This window comes from Mycobacterium sp. P4_H6 (assembly GCF_056400845.1).
On the sequence record NZ_JBFUKN010000007.1, the window covers coordinates 1 to 16173 of the forward strand.

Annotated in this window: 15 protein-coding genes and 1 pseudogene; 4 read left to right on the forward strand and 12 right to left on the reverse strand. The window is 69.5% G+C overall.

Translation table 11 applies throughout. From position 1 onward, the window contains the following. Window positions 1-61: 61 nt before the first annotated feature. Window positions 62-1288: a protein kinase domain-containing protein gene (locus AC1DTF_RS04455; RefSeq protein WP_477473197.1), complete on the forward strand. Its 1227-nt coding sequence runs from the start codon at window positions 62-64 to the stop codon at window positions 1286-1288. A gap of 42 nt (window positions 1289-1330) precedes the next feature. Here the strand turns inward: AC1DTF_RS04455 and AC1DTF_RS04460 are convergent, their stop codons facing one another. From AC1DTF_RS04460 to AC1DTF_RS04470, 3 genes are read right to left on the reverse strand one after another with little or no spacing between them, the layout of a single operon-like run. Beyond that, window positions 1331-2731 (reverse strand): class II 3-deoxy-7-phosphoheptulonate synthase, encoded by a 1401-nt coding sequence (locus AC1DTF_RS04460; RefSeq protein WP_477473198.1) that lies wholly within the window; start codon window positions 2729-2731, stop codon window positions 1331-1333. 16 nt (window positions 2732-2747) lie between these two features. Further along, on the reverse strand, window positions 2748-3260 hold the full coding sequence (locus AC1DTF_RS04465; RefSeq protein WP_057166649.1) for a polyadenylate-specific 3'-exoribonuclease AS: 513 nt from the start codon (window positions 3258-3260) through the stop codon (window positions 2748-2750). Window positions 3261-3263: 3 nt separating this feature from the next. Beyond that, a complete protein-coding gene (locus tag AC1DTF_RS04470) occupies window positions 3264-4127 on the reverse strand; it encodes a hypothetical protein (RefSeq protein WP_477473199.1) in 864 nt (287 codons plus the stop codon). Window positions 4128-4222: 95 nt separating this feature from the next. Here AC1DTF_RS04470 and AC1DTF_RS04475 point away from each other — a divergent pair, with 95 nt between their 5' ends. Next, a complete protein-coding gene (locus tag AC1DTF_RS04475) occupies window positions 4223-5512 on the forward strand; it encodes a glycosyltransferase 87 family protein (protein WP_477473200.1) in 1290 nt (429 codons plus the stop codon). Here AC1DTF_RS04475 and AC1DTF_RS04480 read toward each other — a convergent pair. The 5 genes from AC1DTF_RS04480 to AC1DTF_RS04500 form a co-directional block, all read right to left on the reverse strand. Next, entirely contained in the window at window positions 5509-6225 is a 717-nt protein-coding gene (locus AC1DTF_RS04480) for a lysophospholipid acyltransferase family protein (RefSeq protein WP_057166650.1), read from the reverse strand. The genes AC1DTF_RS04475 and AC1DTF_RS04480 overlap by 4 nt on opposite strands. 91 nt (window positions 6226-6316) lie before the next feature. Further along, window positions 6317-6679: a hypothetical protein gene (locus AC1DTF_RS04485; RefSeq protein ID WP_477473201.1), complete on the reverse strand. Its 363-nt coding sequence runs from the start codon at window positions 6677-6679 to the stop codon at window positions 6317-6319. Then, entirely contained in the window at window positions 6667-7920 is a 1254-nt protein-coding gene (locus tag AC1DTF_RS04490; RefSeq protein ID WP_477473202.1) for an ArsA family ATPase, read from the reverse strand. The genes AC1DTF_RS04485 and AC1DTF_RS04490 overlap by 13 nt, the downstream gene beginning before the upstream one ends. Before the next feature lie 22 nt (window positions 7921-7942). After that, the gene (locus tag AC1DTF_RS04495) at window positions 7943-8380 is read right to left on the reverse strand and encodes an SRPBCC family protein (protein ID WP_477473203.1); all 438 of its coding nucleotides are present in this window, start codon (window positions 8378-8380) and stop codon (window positions 7943-7945) included. A 57-nt stretch (window positions 8381-8437) separates the two neighbouring features. Further along, window positions 8438-8815 (reverse strand): polyketide cyclase / dehydrase and lipid transport, encoded by a 378-nt coding sequence (locus tag AC1DTF_RS04500; protein ID WP_057166654.1) that lies wholly within the window; start codon window positions 8813-8815, stop codon window positions 8438-8440. Between the two features lie 107 nt (window positions 8816-8922). On the opposite strand from AC1DTF_RS04500, the gene AC1DTF_RS04505 reads away from it, so the two are divergent. Beyond that, on the forward strand, window positions 8923-10722 hold the full coding sequence (locus AC1DTF_RS04505) for an AMP-dependent synthetase/ligase (RefSeq protein WP_477473204.1): 1800 nt from the start codon (window positions 8923-8925) through the stop codon (window positions 10720-10722). 4 nt (window positions 10723-10726) lie between these two features. On the opposite strand, the gene AC1DTF_RS04510 is transcribed toward AC1DTF_RS04505, so the two are convergent. The 4 genes from AC1DTF_RS04510 to AC1DTF_RS04525 all read right to left on the reverse strand — a co-directional run bounded on the left by AC1DTF_RS04510 (window position 10727) and on the right by AC1DTF_RS04525 (window position 14256). Then, window positions 10727-11860 carry a glycosyltransferase family 4 protein gene (locus AC1DTF_RS04510; RefSeq protein ID WP_477473205.1) on the reverse strand — a complete coding sequence of 378 codons (1134 nt, stop codon included), beginning with the start codon at window positions 11858-11860 and terminating at the stop codon, window positions 10727-10729. Between the two features lie 11 nt (window positions 11861-11871). Next, window positions 11872-12771, reverse strand: coding sequence for a peptidase (locus AC1DTF_RS04515; RefSeq protein WP_477473206.1), 900 nt, complete (start codon window positions 12769-12771; stop codon window positions 11872-11874). Next, the gene (gene ripC, locus AC1DTF_RS04520; protein ID WP_477473207.1) at window positions 12695-13834 is read right to left on the reverse strand and encodes a peptidoglycan hydrolase RipC; all 1140 of its coding nucleotides are present in this window, start codon (window positions 13832-13834) and stop codon (window positions 12695-12697) included. The genes AC1DTF_RS04515 and ripC overlap by 77 nt, the downstream gene beginning before the upstream one ends. Before the next feature lie 164 nt (window positions 13835-13998). Further along, window positions 13999-14256: a hypothetical protein gene (locus AC1DTF_RS04525; RefSeq protein ID WP_057166659.1), complete on the reverse strand. Its 258-nt coding sequence runs from the start codon at window positions 14254-14256 to the stop codon at window positions 13999-14001. 88 nt (window positions 14257-14344) lie between these two features. On the opposite strand from AC1DTF_RS04525, the pseudogene AC1DTF_RS04530 reads away from it, so the two are divergent. After that, window positions 14345-16162: pseudogene (locus AC1DTF_RS04530) on the forward strand (DEDD exonuclease domain-containing protein); the annotation flags it as partial. Window positions 16163-16173 lie beyond the last annotated feature (11 nt).

Consider the following 16173-nt stretch of genomic DNA (forward strand, 5'->3'; position numbering starts at 1 on the left):
GTCTTTGGCCGCCGGGATGCTCACCGCACAGATTCTAAGCGGAGTCGTCGAGATCCGTACCATGACTTCGATGGAGACCTACCAGCGAGCCGACCCGCTCATCGGCACCGCGCTGGAGGGCCGCTACCGCGTCGACGCCGTGATCGCCACCGGCGGCATGTCGACGGTGTACCGCGGCCTGGACACCCGGCTGGACCGGCCCGTCGCGCTCAAGGTGATGGACTCCCGCTATTCCGGTGACGTCCAGTTCCTCACCCGCTTCCAGCGCGAGGCCAAGGCGGTGGCCCGGTTGAAGGGCGACGGGCTGGTCGCGGTGTACGACCAGGGCGGCGGATCCCCCGGCGACGAGCCGCCGTTTCTGGTCATGGAACTGGTCGACGGGGGCACCCTGCGTGAGCTGCTGCGCGAACGCGGGCCGATGCCGCCGCACGCGGTCGCCGCGGTCCTGACGCCGATCTGCCGCGGCCTGGCCGTCGCACACGCCGCGGGGCTGGTGCACCGCGATGTGAAGCCGGAAAACGTCCTGATCTCCGACGACGGCGAGGTCAAGATCGCCGATTTCGGCCTGGTGCGCGCCGTCGCCGAGGCCGGGATCACCTCGACCAGCGTCATCCTGGGCACTGCCGCCTACCTGTCCCCCGAACAGGTCGGCTCCGGCGATTCGGACCCGCGCAGCGATGTGTACGCCGTGGGCATCCTGGCCTACGAACTGCTCACCGGGCGCACCCCGTTCACCGGGGATACCGCGCTGTCGGTGGCCTACCAGCGCATGGACAACGATGTGCCGCCGCCGAGTTCGGCGATCGCCGGGGTGCCCGCACAGTTCGACGCGCTGATCGGCCGGGCCACCGATCGTGATCCGGCCGCCCGGTTCGCCGACGCCGCCGAGCTGGGCGCCGCACTGGCCGAGGTGATCGACGAACTGGGGCTGCCCGCATTCCGGGTCCCCGCGCCCACCCAGTCGGCCCAGCACCGCGCCGCCACCGCTTTTCACAGCCGGGTCCTGCAGGACCCGGCCACCGCAGCCGTGCGCCCGCCGGACCCGCGCCGCGACACCCGGGTCTTCACCCCGGCCGAACTGCCGCTACCGCCCGAACCATTGCAGGACGAGCCCGAATATCAGCCCATCTCAGGGCAATTCGCCGGTATCGAACTCGAGCAGTTCCACTGGGCCCGGCAGCGCAGCAAGCGGGTGCTGGCGGCCTGGGTGGTCATCGTGCTCATCCTGGCCGGACTGCTGGCGATGGGCGCCTGGACGCTGGGCAACAATCTGCCCACTCTGATCTGACCCCGGGTCGCTGCGCTCCTACCCGCCGGATGATGTGAGGGGTCAGCCGCGCAGCATCTCCGCGACCAGGAACGCCAGCTCCAGAGACTGCTGGGTGTTCAGCCGCGGATCGCAGGCCGTCTCGTAGCGGCCGGCCAGATCGGAATCGGAGATGTCCTGTGCGCCACCGAGACATTCGGTGACGTTCTCACCGGTGATCTCGACGTGGATGCCGCCCGGATGGGTGCCCAGCGCGTGGTGCACCTCGAAGAATCCCTGCACCTCGTCGACGATGCGGTCGAAGTGCCGGGTCTTGTAGCCGGTCGACGATTCGTGGGTGTTGCCGTGCATCGGGTCGCATTGCCAGATCACCTGGTGCCCGGAGGCCTGCACCTTCTCGATGATGGGCGGCAGCACGTCGCGCACCTTGCTGTTGCCCATCCGGCTGATCAAGGTCAGGCGACCCGGTTCGTTGCGCGGGTCCAGCCGTTCCACGTACTCGACGGCCAGCTCCGGTGAGGTGGTCGGGCCGATCTTGATACCGATCGGGTTCGAGATCACCTCGGCCAGCGCCACATGGGCGCCGTCGATCTGACGGGTGCGCTCACCGATCCAGAGGTAGTGCGCGGACAGGTCGTAGAGCTTGGGCTCGTCGGTCGAGTCCGGCGCGGCACCGGAATCCATCCGCAGCATCGCGCGCTCGTAGTCGAGCACCAACGCCTCATGGCTGGCGTAGATCTCGGCGGTGTCCAGGTTGCGGTCGTTGACCCCGCAGGCCGTCATGAAGCGCAATCCGCGGTCGATCTCACCGGCCAGCGCCTCGTAGCGGGCCCCGGCGGGTGAGGTGCGCACGAACTCGCGGTTCCAGTCGTGCACCGCCTGCAGCGAGGCCATGCCCGAGGAGGTCAGTGCGCGCACCAAATTCATCGCCGCGCTGGCATTCGCGTACGCGCGTACCAGTCGGGACGCGTCGTGCTGGCGCACGGCGTCATCGGGGGCGAACCCGTTGATCATGTCGCCGCGGTAGGACTTCAGGCCCAGCGCGTCGGTGTCCGAGGAACGCGGTTTGGCGTACTGGCCCGCGATGCGGGCCACCTTGACCACCGGCATGCTGGCGCCGTAGGTCAGCACCACCGCCATCTGCAGCAGGGTGCGGATGTTGGCGCGGATGTGCGGCTCGGTGTTGTCCACGAACGTCTCGGCGCAGTCGCCGCCCTGCAGCAGGAACGCCTCACCCCGGGCGACGGCGGCCAGCTGGGTCTTGRGCTTCTCGACCTCCGAGGGCACGGTCACCGGCGGGACGCTCTCCAGCACGGTGCGCATCGCCTTGGCCTGACCGGGATCCCAGCTGGGCTGTTGCAGCGCCGGCTTGGCCAGTGCGGAATCGAGGCGCTGGCGCAGGTCCTCGGGCAGCGGCGGAAGCGCGGGCAGCTGGTCGATGGGCACGTCGACGGTCCAGTTCACCGCTCCATGGTAGCCATCAGCGACCGGCGGCCCACCGGGCGTAGTCGTCCTCGTTCTCGGTCATGATCTGGAAGCGCCGCAGGTTGTGCTTGGCGTCGACCAGTGCGTCGTGGGTGTCGCGGGGGCGCGGTGGCATCCGCGGGCTGCCGCGCTCCTCCCAGTACTGCCGCAGCTCCCGGGTGAACCGGGGGATCTGCGGCGGCAGGCTGGTCATCGGCCCCCACAGTTGGCACAGCACCACATGGTCATATGCCGCCACCCAGGCCCACAGTTCGATCGCCTCGTCACCGTCGATGCCGAAGAACTCCTCCAGGTCCTCCCGGATCTGCCTGCGTGAGCGCCACAGTTGCGATGACGGCGGCGGGAGTTTCGGCAGCACATGGGTGCGGACCCATTTGCCCGCCTGCTCCGGCGGGAATTCGTTTGACACTGCGTAGTATTCGCGGCCGTCCTCGGCGGCCACCCCGATCGAGATGAGCTCGATGGTGCGACCGTTGTCGATGAACTCGGTGTCGTAGAAAAAGCGCATGTCTCAAGCAACTCCCTGGCTGGGGGCGGGCGCCGGCGCGGCGTGGATCTCGCGGTCCAGTTCCTCGTTGACCTTGGCATCGTCCGGGAAGTGCGGCTCGCCCGCGACCACGTGCTGCACCCACAATTTCGCCTGAACCACCGGCCGGCGCAACCTGCGTTCCCGTTCCAGCGCTGTGTGCATCCTGCGGGGTCGCGTCGTATAACGCCAGCGGGCCCACGGCGCGTGCGGGCGGGAGAGCCGGATGGCACCGACGAACAGCAGCGGGGTGATGAACATGCCCACCAGACCCGTCCACACCTTGCCCTTGAGCAGCACCACCACCGCCAGCGCCAGCGTCAGCACCGCCAGCACGACGACCAGGGCCCTGGCCGCCAGGGTGTCATCGGCGCGCCAGATGTTGATGTCGAAGAAGGACAGCGGGTTGAAGCCGAGGATCAGCAGGCCCGCGACGGCGATCGCGACGAACACCGCGTCCACCGAGGTGCGACCGTCCTCGGCCCAGTACACGTCCTGCAGGTGCAGGATGAGTGCGAACTCGTCGAGCACCAGCGCCGCCCCGACACCGAAAAAGATTGCGGCGACCGTGAACTCCGCGACTCCCCCGCTGACCGCCAGCGTCACCATGGCCACCCCGGACACCATCACCAGCACGACGCCGATCACCACGTGGTGCAGGTGAACGCCACCACCGACGGACATGTTGCGCGGTTGCCACCATTTGCGCGGCGCGTCGGTACCGGGGTGGCTGCGGATGTAACGGACGATGAGACGCGTCACGAAGAACGTCAGGATGAATGCGATCAGGCAGCACAGTAGTGGCAGGCGGTCCCCGGTGATGAAGTCCAGCTGGACGTTCAGATGCACGGTCGAGAAGATACGCCGGTCGGCACCCACTCCGGGCCATCGGCCACCGTGTGCCGTCCATCGCGTCGCCGGCCCCCGATAGGCTGGTCGGCGAAATGAGGAATCGGTGGACGCCCGTCGGGCCTGCTGGGCGGCTGTCCATACTGTGGCGGCTTTTCCAGCTGGCGACTCTGGCGATGCTCGGTTGGGCCGGTTGGCGCCTGCTCGGTCACGCCATCTACCGCATCGATATCGACGTGTACCGGATGGGCGGGCGGGCCTGGCTGGACGGCACGGAGCTCTACAACGACGCCACCGTCTTCCAGACCCAGGCCGGGCTCGATCTCCCGTTCACCTACCCGCCGCTGGCCGCCGCCGCGTTCTCCCCGTTCGCGTGGCTGTCGCTGCCCGCGGCCAGTGCCGCGATCACGCTGACCACGCTGGTGCTGCTGATCGTCTCCACCCATATCGTGCTGACCCGCCTGCAGGTGTGGGAGCACTCGTCGCTGCGGGCCCCGGCCTGGGCGCGCCGCGGCTGGCTGGCCGCCGCACTGGTGGCGCCGGCGGTGGTCTTCGTCGAACCCATCCGGGCCAACTTCGAGTTCGGCCAGATCAACGTGGTGCTGATGACGCTGGTGATCGCCGACTGCGTGCCGCGCCGCACCCCGTGGCCGCGCGGACTGCTGCTGGGGCTGGCCATCGCGGTCAAGCTGACCCCGGCGGTCTTCCTGCTGTACTTCCTGCTGCGCCGCGATGTGCGCGCGCTGCTGATGACCACGGCGTCGGCGGTGGCGGCCACCCTGCTCGGGTTCGCCCTGGCCTGGCGCGACTCGTGGGTGTACTGGACCGAGACGCTGCGCGACACCGACCGCATCGGGTCCGCCACGCTGAACACGAACCAGAACATCTCCGGCATGCTGGCCCGGCTCGGCGCCGGCGAGGATGCGCGCTTCGCACTGTGGGTGGTGCTGTGCTTCGCGGTGCTGGGTCTGACCGTCTGGGCGGTGCTGCGGCTGCTGCGTGCCGGTGCCGACAGCGATGAGGCGGTGCTGGCGGTGATCTGCGTGGCCATGTTCGGCCTCATGGTGTCCCCGGTGTCGTGGTCACATCACTGGGTGTGGGCGCTGCCCACCGTGGTGGTCACCGTGGTGGTCGGGCTGCGCCGGCACCACCTGCCTTTGACGCTGATCGGGCTGGCCGGCCTGGCGCTGACGATCTGGACGCCGATCACCCTGATGCCCGAGCACCAGGAGACCGCGGCCTCGCTGTGGCGGCGACTGGCCGGTGGGTCCTATCTGTGGTGGGCGCTGGCGGTGATCGTCGCGGCGGGCACGGTGCCCGCGTCCCGGGCCACGGTCGCAGGCGAACAGCCCGCTGACCCGCTGCCCGCGGCGAAGACGACCTAGCCGGCCTTCGCGGTGACCGCGGCCGGGGCCTTGGCCTCTTCGGCCTGCAGTTTGAGATCGGCGGCGTACAGATCCACGTACTCCTGACCGCCGAGGCGCATCAGCTCGTACATGACCTCGTCGATGACGGCGCGCTCGATGAACCGGTTGCCGGCCAGCCCCTCGAACCGGCTGAAATCCATCGGCTTGCCGAACCGGACCTCGACGCGGCCGAAGTGCCACATCTTGCTGCCCGGCGGGTTGACGACGTCGGTTCCGATCATCGCGACGGGAATGACCGGGATGCCGCTCTCCAGGGCGACGCGGGCCAGGCCGGTCTTGCCCTTGTACAGCCGGCCGTCCGGTGAGCGGGTGCCCTCGGGGTACATCCCGAGCAGCTTGCCCTCACCGAGGATTCGCTGTGCCGTCGTCAGCGCAGCGTGCGCGGAGTCGGCATCGGTGCGGTCGATCGGCACCTGGCCGGTCGAGGAGTAGAAGAACTTGGTCAGCTTGCCCTTGAGGCCGGTGCCGGTGAAGTACTCGGCCTTAGCCAGGAAGGTGATGCGACGCTTCAGTACCAGGGGCAGGTAGAAGCTGTCCGCGACGGCCAGGTGATTACTGGCCAGGATCACCGCTCCGGAGTCCGGAACATACTCCAGGCCTTGCACTTTCGGCCGGCCCAACAGGGACAGCAACGGGCCCATCAAGATGTACTTGTAGAACCAGAAAAACATGGACCCTCCTGCAACGGCGCCTGACTCCGAGACCGGGCCGGACGGGGTCAACTGTACCCAGCGTCGGTGAGTGCGACCACACGGTGAGCCGTCAGTCGTCCAACGTCACAGGGATCTGCTCGTAGCGGCTGAATCCGTTGGGCCCTCGATCGCCGTCGGCGGGCGGCGGTGGAGGTGGAGGCGGCTCCTGGTCGCCGACCATCGCGCGGACCACCGTCAGCAGCGCCACGCTGTGCTCGGCGATCACCGACAGCAGCGGATGTTGTTCGCCGTTCACCAGCGCGGCCAGCGCGCAGACCGGGCACCACACCTGCTGGCACGGACCGGGTCCGGCGCCTTCGGCACTGGCGCGGGCGGCCGCCAGCCGCACCGCAGGATCGAGTTTGTCCAGGATGGCCTGGGCGAGTTGGCGCAGTTCCGGCGGGATGTCCGAGTGCTCGCTCACTTCGGCCACACCTCCGAATTCGGCTTGAAACGTACCGTCAACTCCCCGCCCCGGAACTGTGCGCCGATCACGACGCAGCGCCGCAGTACCGAGGCCAACCGCACCCGTCGCCGCATCCCGCCGGAGCCGATGATGAGGTCGTCGTCGACCCGGCCGAGTGTCAGCGCACCGGGGTCGACCTGCGGCAACTCTAACCGCATCCGATACACCGCATCGAGGCCGGTTCCGGATTCGCGGTCCACCACGGGGCGCAGCGGTCCGGGCGGCGGCGAGCCGTCGCGCAGCCGGGCGGCATCCAGGAGTTCACCGAGCGCCTTGGGCCCGATCGGCTCCCCCGCCAGGTGCGGCACCAGCACCAGCTTCACGTCGCCGATGGCCGTGTCCAGCTCATCGAGCACCACCTGTTGCTCGGCGATGCGCTCGGAGTACCAGTCGAATGCGGGGTGCGCCGGAAGGTTGCGGTACTCGAACGAATCATCTTGTACCAGAATCTGGTTGACCAGCAGCTCGGCCACCCGTACACCCATCAGCGCGAGGGAACCGAGGGTGCGGGCGGCCTCGGCGGCGACCACCCGTTCGGCGGTGAGTACCAGGTGCGCGCTCACCCGCGAGGCGTCGGCGAGCAGGGCCGTCAGGCTCTCGGTGCCGCCGGCGACACGTTCCAGCAGGGTGACCGCGGCGGCCGAGGCAAGGTCGGCGGGCGGTTGGGCCAGCCGGCGGTGCCGGGGCCAGGCTCGCTCCAGATAGAGGCCGAAGGTGGCGGGCAGGGTGAGCATCCGCAGGGCGTCGGCGGTCGAGGCACAGTCCACCACCACGTGGTCCCACCGCCCAGAGTCGGCGAGCTCACCGACCTCGTGCAGCCCGAGCACCTCCTGGATACCGGGCAGCGCCGAAAGCTCTTCAGGGGCAACGGTTCCCAGATCGGACTGGGGGAACTTCTCCACCAGAATGCCGGCGATCTCACGCCAGCGGGTCTCCAGTAATGCCAGGGTGTCCAGCGCCAGCGCGTCGAGGAAGCCGCCTCCGCCGTCACCGGTCCCGGTGTCCAGGTCGGCCAGCACCCGGGTGGGCTCACGCCGACCGGTCGGGACGATGCTGACGCCGAGCACATCGCCGGTGGAATGCGCCTGGTCGGTGGACACGATGAGCACCCGCAGACCGCTGCGCGCGTCACGCACAGCGGTGGCGGTTGCCAACGTGGACTTGCCTACCCCACCCTTGCCGACGAACAGGCTGACCCGGGCGGGCACGGGTGAAAGCTCGGCACTCAGCTCACTGCACCTCGACTCGCTTCTTGAGATCCTTCAGCGCGGTGTCGGTCAACCGGCGTTCGGCCTTGCGCTTGAGCAGCCCGATCATCGGGATGACCAGGTCGACGGACAGCTCGTAGGTCACCTCGGTACCGGAACCCTTGGGAGACAACCGATACGCGCCTTGCAGCGCCTTCAACAGGGAGCTCGACACCAGGGTCCAGGTGACGGAATTACGGTCGGCGGGCCAGTCGTAGGACAGCACCATGGTGTCCTTGAGCACCGCGGCGTCCAGCACCAGCCGGGCCGTCTTCGGGTTGCCCGCGGCGTCGGTGTCGAGCACCTCGGTTTCCTTGTATTCGGCCACCCATTCCGGGTAGGAACCGATATCGGCGATCACGTCCATCACCGTCGAGGGATCAGCCTCGATGTAAATCGTCTGCGCCGTCTTTTCCGCCACGCCCAGAAATCTACCCTCACGCCAAGAGGCCCTGCGCTCCGTCGAGCGCCGGCCGCATCAGACCAGGCGGGAGACCCCTACCGGGCGCTGCGCCTCCAGCCGCGTCTTGATCTCGAAGGCCATCTTCTTGCCCGCCACCCGGCGGTGGTGGTTCAGCTTTGCCAGATCGAGCCGCGCGGGGTCACCGGCCGGCTCGGCATGCAGGAAGTAGTGCAGGATGACGCCGTCCATCATGGGCTGCAGCCAGACCTCCATGGTGCCGGTCAACCCGCCGGCCACGGTCCAGCGGTGACCTGCCGGACCGCGGTCCTCCACGACCGTGAGCCGCAGATCCGGCCACCAGCGCCGCCAGCCGGCCGGGTCCGCGACCGCCCGCCCGACGTCGGCCGGGTCGGCGCACACAAAGGTCTCATCGGCGATCTGCACGCTGTTCATCGCCCACTAGCTTCACATACCGGACGGCAGCACTGTGACCTAGCCGACGTGCTGCCATTAGGCTTACTCGCCAGTAACCCGTAACCAGGACCCGAGGGGCCAAGATCGTGCGTGAGTTCACCGTTCCGGCGTCGTTTGAGATCGCCGAGTATGACACCGTCGTCAGCTCGGTCTATGCACATGAACGCGAGGATCCCGACCATGTGATCTTCCAGCGTCTGGTCGACGGCGCCTGGACCGATGTCACCTGCGCCCAGGCGGCCGCCCAGATCCGTTCGGCGGCTTTGGGTTTGATCGCCCAGGGCGTCCAGGCCGGCGACCGGGTCGCCATCCTGTCGGCCACCCGCTACGAATGGCCGATCATCGACTTCGCGATCCTGTCCATCGGCGCGGTCACCGTGCCGATCTATGAGACGTCGGCGCCCGAACAGATCCGGCACGTGCTCAACGATTCGGGTGCGGTGCTGGTGATCGCCGAGACCGATGCCCATGCCGACCGGGTGGAGCAGCTGGCCGACCAGCTGCCCGAGGTGCGCGCGGTGCTGCGCATCGAGAGCAGCACCACCGAGGCCGCCCTCGACGTGCTGGCCAAGGCCGGGCAGTCCGAGGACGCCGCCGCGGTCGATGCCCGCGTGGCGGCGATCAAGGCAGACGATCCCGCGACGCTGATCTACACCTCGGGCACCACCGGCCTGCCCAAGGGCTGCCAGCTCACCCACTCCAACCTGCTCTACGAGATCCGCGGCGCCAAGGCGGCCTTCCCGACGCTGCTGCGCAAGGGTGAGCGGTTGCTGGTGTTCCTGCCGCTGGCACACGTGCTGGCCCGGGCGATCACCATCGGCGCGTTCGCCAACAAGGTGGCACTGGGCTTCACCAGCGACATCAAGAACCTCGTGCCCGCGCTCGGGGTGTTCAAGCCGACGCTGGTGGTCTCGGTGCCCCGGGTGTTCGAGAAGGTCTACAACACCGCCGAGCAGAACGCACGCAACGACGGCAAGGGCCGCATCTTCGAGATCGCCGCCAACACCGCCATCGAGTTCAGCCAGGCTCAGGACGGCAACGGGCCGGGGCTGGTCCTGAAGCTCAAGCACGCGCTGTTCGACAGGCTGGTCTACGGCAAGCTGCGGGCCGCGCTCGGCGGCAACTGCCGCGCCGCGATCTCCGGCGGCGCGCCGCTGGGTGCCCGGCTCGGGCACTTCTACCGCGGTGTCGGGCTGACCATCTACGAGGGCTATGGACTGACCGAGAGCAGCGCCGCGGTCACCGCCAACCAGGTGGGCGCGGTCAAGGTCGGCTCGGTCGGGAAGTTGTTGCCCGGCAACAGCATGCGGCTGGCCGACGATGACGAGCTGCTGCTGCGCGGCGGCGTGGTGTTCGGCGGCTACTGGCGCAACGAGGAGGCCAGCGCGGCGGCGTTCACCGACGGCTGGTTCCACACCGGTGACCTCGGCGCGATCGACGCGGACGGCTTCCTGACGATCATCGGCCGCAAGAAGGAGATCATCGTCACCGCCGGCGGCAAGAACGTCGCCCCGGCAGTGCTGGAAGACCGGCTGCGCGCGCACCCGCTGATCAGCCAGGCGATGGCGGTCGGCGACGCGCAGCCGTTCATCGCGGCGCTGATCACCATCGATCCGGAGGCCTTCGTCGGCTGGAAGCAGCGCAACGGTAAGGCCGAGTCGGCGTCGGTGGCGGATCTGGCCGAGGACCCGGACCTGAAGGGCGAGGTCGAACTGGCGGTCAAGGACGCCAACCAGGCGGTGTCCAAGGCCGAGGCCATCCGCACGTTCCGGATCCTGCCGGTCGACTTCACCGAGGACACCGGCGAACTCACCCCGACGCTGAAGGTCAAGCGCAAGGTGGTCGCGGAGAAGTTCGCCGATCAGATCGCGGCGATCTACGCCTGACTGCCTAGCCCCCGAGCAGCCGCTGCAGTCGCGCACCCTGGGTGCGCCACTGCCAGCTCTGCACGACCCAGTCCCGCCCCGCCGCCCCCATCCGGGCGGCGGTGGCCGGGTCGGCGAGCAGATCGCTGACGGCGGTGGCGATGGCATCCACGTCGGTGCCGTCGACCACCCAGCCGGTCTCACCGTCGCGCACCGTCTCCGGGGCGCCGCCGGAGCGGCCCGCCACCACCGGCACGCCGCACGCCGAGGCCTCCAGGAACACGATGCCCAGGCCCTCGACGTCCAGACCCGCGCCGCGGGTGCGGCACGGCATCGCGAACACGTCGGCCATCGCGTGATGGGCCGGTAGTTCCTCGCCGGGGACGCCGCCGGTGAACAGCACGTCGTCGGCGACGCCCGCGCGCTGCGCGAGTTTCTCCAGATCCTCCCGGTACGGTCCGCCGCCGACGATCACCAGCGCGGCGCCGGGCACCCGCGCACGGATCTGACCGAACGCGCGGATCAACATGTCCTGCCCCTTGCGCGGCACCAGCCGGGACAGGCACACCACCACCGGCCGGTCCCCCAGCTCGTAGCGGGCCCGCAGCCGCGCACGCGACACCGAATCGGGGGCGAAGCGGTCGATGTCGACCCCGGGTGAGAGCCGCTCCAGGCAGGCCCGCGGGCCGAAGGCCGCGGCGAACCGGCCCCGGGTGTAACCGCTGACGTAGGTGACGACGTCGGCATCGTCGCCGATGCGGCGCAGCGCATTTCGCGCCAGCGGCAGCATCGACCAGCCGACCTCGTGGCCGTGCGTGCTGGCCACCACCCGGGACGCCCCGGCGCTGCGGGCCAACGGCGACAGCAGGGCCAGCGGCGCCGCCGCGCCGAACCACACCGTCTCGACATCGTGCTCGGCGATCAGGGCACGCATCCGGTTGGCGACCGTCGGCTCGGGCAGCATCAGGGTGGTGGGGTGGCGCACCACCCGGTAACCGGCACGTTCGTCATATTCCGGGGCACCCTTCCACTTGGGCGCGTACACGGTCAGCTCGTGGCCACCCGCCGCGGTCAGTTCGCCGACGAAGGCCTCCAGGTAGGACTGGATGCCGCCGCGGCGCGGGGGAAAGTCATTGGTCACCAACAGGACCCGGGTCATCGTTCTCCTAGCTACCGGCTGACAACGCGATCGGTCATCCACTGGCGCCACTGCGCCAGCACCGCATCGAGGTCCTCGTGCAGTGTCTCGCGGACGGCGGTGGGCGGGTCGGGATGCCCGGGTCCGCAGGCGCGCACGTACAGCGCTCGCAGCGTCTCCTGCTTGTACCGCTCGGCCACGAAGCGGCTGAACCACCAGGCCCGGTCGTAGGCCAGCGAGCGGCCCGCGCCCTCGGTCTGCAGATCGGCGTCCGTGGGCAATTGGGCGAGTTCCTCGGCCTGCTCGCGGGCGGGCCAGCCGGCCGCCGGCCGGCTCACGTAATCGGCGACGCCCTCGGTGACCCACAGCGGCGCGTCGGCGACGGTGTGCGGGCGGGCCGCGTAGTGGAACAGTTCGTGGCGCACCACGATCCGCAGGGCATCGTCACTCATCCCCGATGCGCCCGGGGCAAACACCATTCCGTCGGCGGTGGTGGCTGCCGCGATATCGGGACTGCCGTGGGCGAATACGCGGAACTGTTCATCGGATTCGGTCACCACGACCACGATCTCGCGGGGCCAGTCCGGTCCCCAGAACCCGGTGACGGCGGCCGCTGCGCCGGGCAGTTCGGCCGCGATCCGGTCGATCATCGGCGCGCTGCGCTCACCGCCGAGGCCGCGCAGTTGTGCGGTGCGCCCGTCGGGCAGCGAGATGCCGGTCGTGGTGGCAGTGCTCGATGTCGAACTCTGTGGCGACGGCGCGGACGGCGACTCGTACTGGCAACCCGACAGCAGGACCGCGGCGATGAGCGCGGCGGAGCCGAGGGCTCTCAGCCCCTCAGTACCGACGGACGCTTCAGTACCGACGGACGTTGTAGATCGGCGCGTTGTTGACCGGGGCGACCACCACGGGCTTACCGAAGGTCGAGGCATGCACCATCATGCCATCGCCGATGTAGATACCGACGTGCGAAGCATCCGAGTAATAGGAGACGACGTCACCGGGCTGCATCTGGTCGGTGGAGACCGCCTGGCCACCGGCGGCCTGCGCATAGCTGGAGTGCGGCAGGGAGATTCCGGCCTGCTGGAAGGCCCACTTCACCAGACCGGAGCAGTCGAACGCGCCGGGGCCTTCGGCGCCCCACGAGTAGGGCGAACCGATCCGGGTCAGTGCGGCCTGCATGGCCACCGCGGCCGTGCCGGAGCCGGCGCCGGGCGCCGCCTCGGGCGGGGCGACATCACCGGGCGGGATGCCCTCGGGCGGGGCGGCCAGCACACCGGGATCGTTGTTCGGCAACGCCTCGGGGGCCGGCGCCGGGACCGCGGCGGGCACCGGTGGGATGGCGGCCAGCGCCTCGCGCTGGGCCGGGGTCAGCACCTCGTACTGCGACTTGACGACGGCGATCTCGACCTGCAGCTTGCTTTGCTTGGATTGCAGGTCCGCGCGTACCGCGGCGGCCTGCTCGGCGGCGGTCTTGGCGTTGGCGGCGGACTGGGCCGAGGCCGATTCGGCCTGCGCGGCCCGCACGCTGGTGTTCCGGAAGTTCTGCATCTGCGCCGACATCTCGGTGGCCATCACGCGCTGCACGGCGAGCTGATCGATGAGCACCTGCGGGGAGCTCGCGGTGAGCATGGAATCCAGACCATCGGTGCGGCCGCCCATGTACTGCGCGGCGGCGATCTTGTCCACGGAGGTCTGGAACTTTGCGAGATCAGCCTTGGCGGCCTCGACCGCCGCGGTGTCGGCCGCGTGCTTCTGTTCGGCGGCGCGCTGCGCGACCAGCTTGGTATCGAGATCGAGCTGGGCGGCGTGCATGTTCTCGGTGGCGATCTCAGCCTGATGCGACAGCTCATTGAGCTTTGCCAGTGCATCGTCGGCCGGGTCGGCCTGCACGCCCGAGGCGAGGATCCCGCCGAACACAGTCAGGGCCGCTAACGCTCCGACTRGGGGTCGCTGGACGACACTCTTACGCCGGTGTGTGCGATCAGGCCTCAAGATATTGCGTCCTTACAACTGCTCTTCAGCCGCGATTAACTGCTATCAGGTCTCGAATAGGTTACGAAACGGCATCGGGCTTGTCCAACGGGAGACGTGAACTTAACAGGCACCCGGGATGAAAATCGGGCTTCCCGGCGTTGCCAAAGGTCACTCGCGTGTCCTCATGCCACACCAGTTCTACCATCCGGACGCTCATTCCGATGGATCGGAACCAGCCGCAACCGGGGCGCCAGCCCGACCTCCGCGAGCACCGCGAGTGCCTCGCGTTCGTCGTTCAGCAAAGTCTCCGGCACACCGAGCAGCACACTGACCACGCAGTCCTGGCAACCCGGTCCGCGCACCGCGCAGTCGTCGCAGTCGATCACCACCGAGCCGGTGTCCAACGGCTCCTCAACTCGATCTGTCCGGTCTTGATTCATCGGCGTCACCTTTCGTTCCTGGTCAGTTCCTCCGCACCGTAACGACGGGTACCGACACGCCCGCCGACGAACGACACGCTGGCCCGACTTGTCGGAGGCGGGGCCTACCGTCACCGGTGTGCAGCAGCTGAGCTTCGCCGATATCGATCCGGTCGCCGATCTGCTGCTGGCCGACACCACCTTCGTGGTGGTGGACCTGGAGACCACCGGAGGCCGCGCCACCGCGAGCACCCCCGGCGGCGATGACCATGACGCGATCACCGAGATCGGCGCGGTCAAGATCCGCGGCGGTGTCGTCCTCGGCGAACTCGCCACCCTGGTCGATCCGGGCCGCAGCATCCCGCCGCAGATCGTCCAGCTGACCGGCATCACGTCGGCGATGGTTCACGACGCACCGCGGATCGACGCCGTGCTGCCGGCATTCCTGGAGTTCTCCAGGGGCGCGGTGCTGGTTGCCCACAATGCGGGATTCGACATCGGGTTCTTGCGCGCCGCGGCGACGCGGCTGGGCATCAACTGGCCGCGTCCGCCGGTGCTGTGCACGGTGCGGCTGGCGCGTCGGGTCCTGACCCGCGACGAGGCGCCCAGCGTGAAGCTCTCGGCACTCGCCCGGTTGTTCTCCGCCACCACCACCCCGAACCACCGGGCCCTCGACGACGCCCGCGCGACCGTCGACGTGCTGCACGGACTCATCGAGCGCGTCGGGAACCAGGGCGTGCGCACCTATCCCGAGTTGCGCGCCTATCTGCCCGACGCCACCGCCCCGCAGCGTCGCAAGCGTCACCTGGCCCAGGGCGTCCCGTCGCGGCCCGGCGTGTACCTGTTCCGCGGCCCGGCCGACGAGGTGCTCTACATCGGCACCGCGGTGGACCTGCGCCGCCGGGTGGGCCAGTACTTCACCGGGGCGGACCCGCGTACCCGGATGAAGGAGATGGTGGCGCTGGCCACCCGCGTCGACCACGTGGAGTGCGCGCACGAACTGGAGGCAGGGGTACGCGAGTTGCGGCTGCTGGCCGCGCACGCCCCGCCGTACAACCGCCGGTCGAAGTTCCCGCGCCGGTGGTGGTGGATCACCCTCACCGATGAGGCCTTCCCGCGCTTCTCGGTGGTGCGCGCACCACGCAGTCCCCGCGCCATCGGGCCGTTCACCTCACGCGCGGACGCCGTCACCGCCGTCGACGTGCTGGCCCGCGGCACCGGTGTACGGACCTGCACCGCCCGGCTGGCCCGCAGTGCGCGCCACGCCTGCGAGGAACGCGAGCTCTCCCCCTGCCCGGCCGCTCGTGACGCCGACATGGCGCAGTACGCCGGCGCACCGCAGCGGGCCGCCGATCTGCTCGACGGTGTCGACAGCGCCCCGTTCGGCACCGTGCTGAGCCAGATCGAGGCGCTGGCGAGCCTGCACCGCTACGAGACCGCGGCCCGGTTGCGCGATCACACCGCGGCCGCCGTGGAGGTCACCTGGCGGGGCCAGCGGCTGCAGGCGCTGGCCGCGGTCGACGAACTGACCGCGGCGCGGCCCGATGGTCGCGGCGGCTGGGAACTGGCCGTGATCCGGCACGGGCAGCTGGCCTCGGCCGGGTGCGCCCGCCGCGGCGTGCCGCCGATGCCCGTCGTCGACGCCATAACTGTTGCCGCACAGGCGATCCTGCCCCAACAGACCCCGCTGGGCGGCGCGCTGGTGGAGGAGACGGCGTTGATCACCCGGTGGCTGGCGGGGCCGGGCGTGCGCATCGTCAGGGCCGAAACGGGCTATGCCAGCCCGATCGGGTCCGCGGCCCGGTGGGCCGACTGGGCCGCCACCGCACGGTCGGCGCGACTCGCGGCCGAACGGCATGACTGGGCCCACACCGACGATGACAGCGCCGGAGAACTCGACGACCGGTACGGCGTGCACCGGCCGCGCCGGGCCCGCGC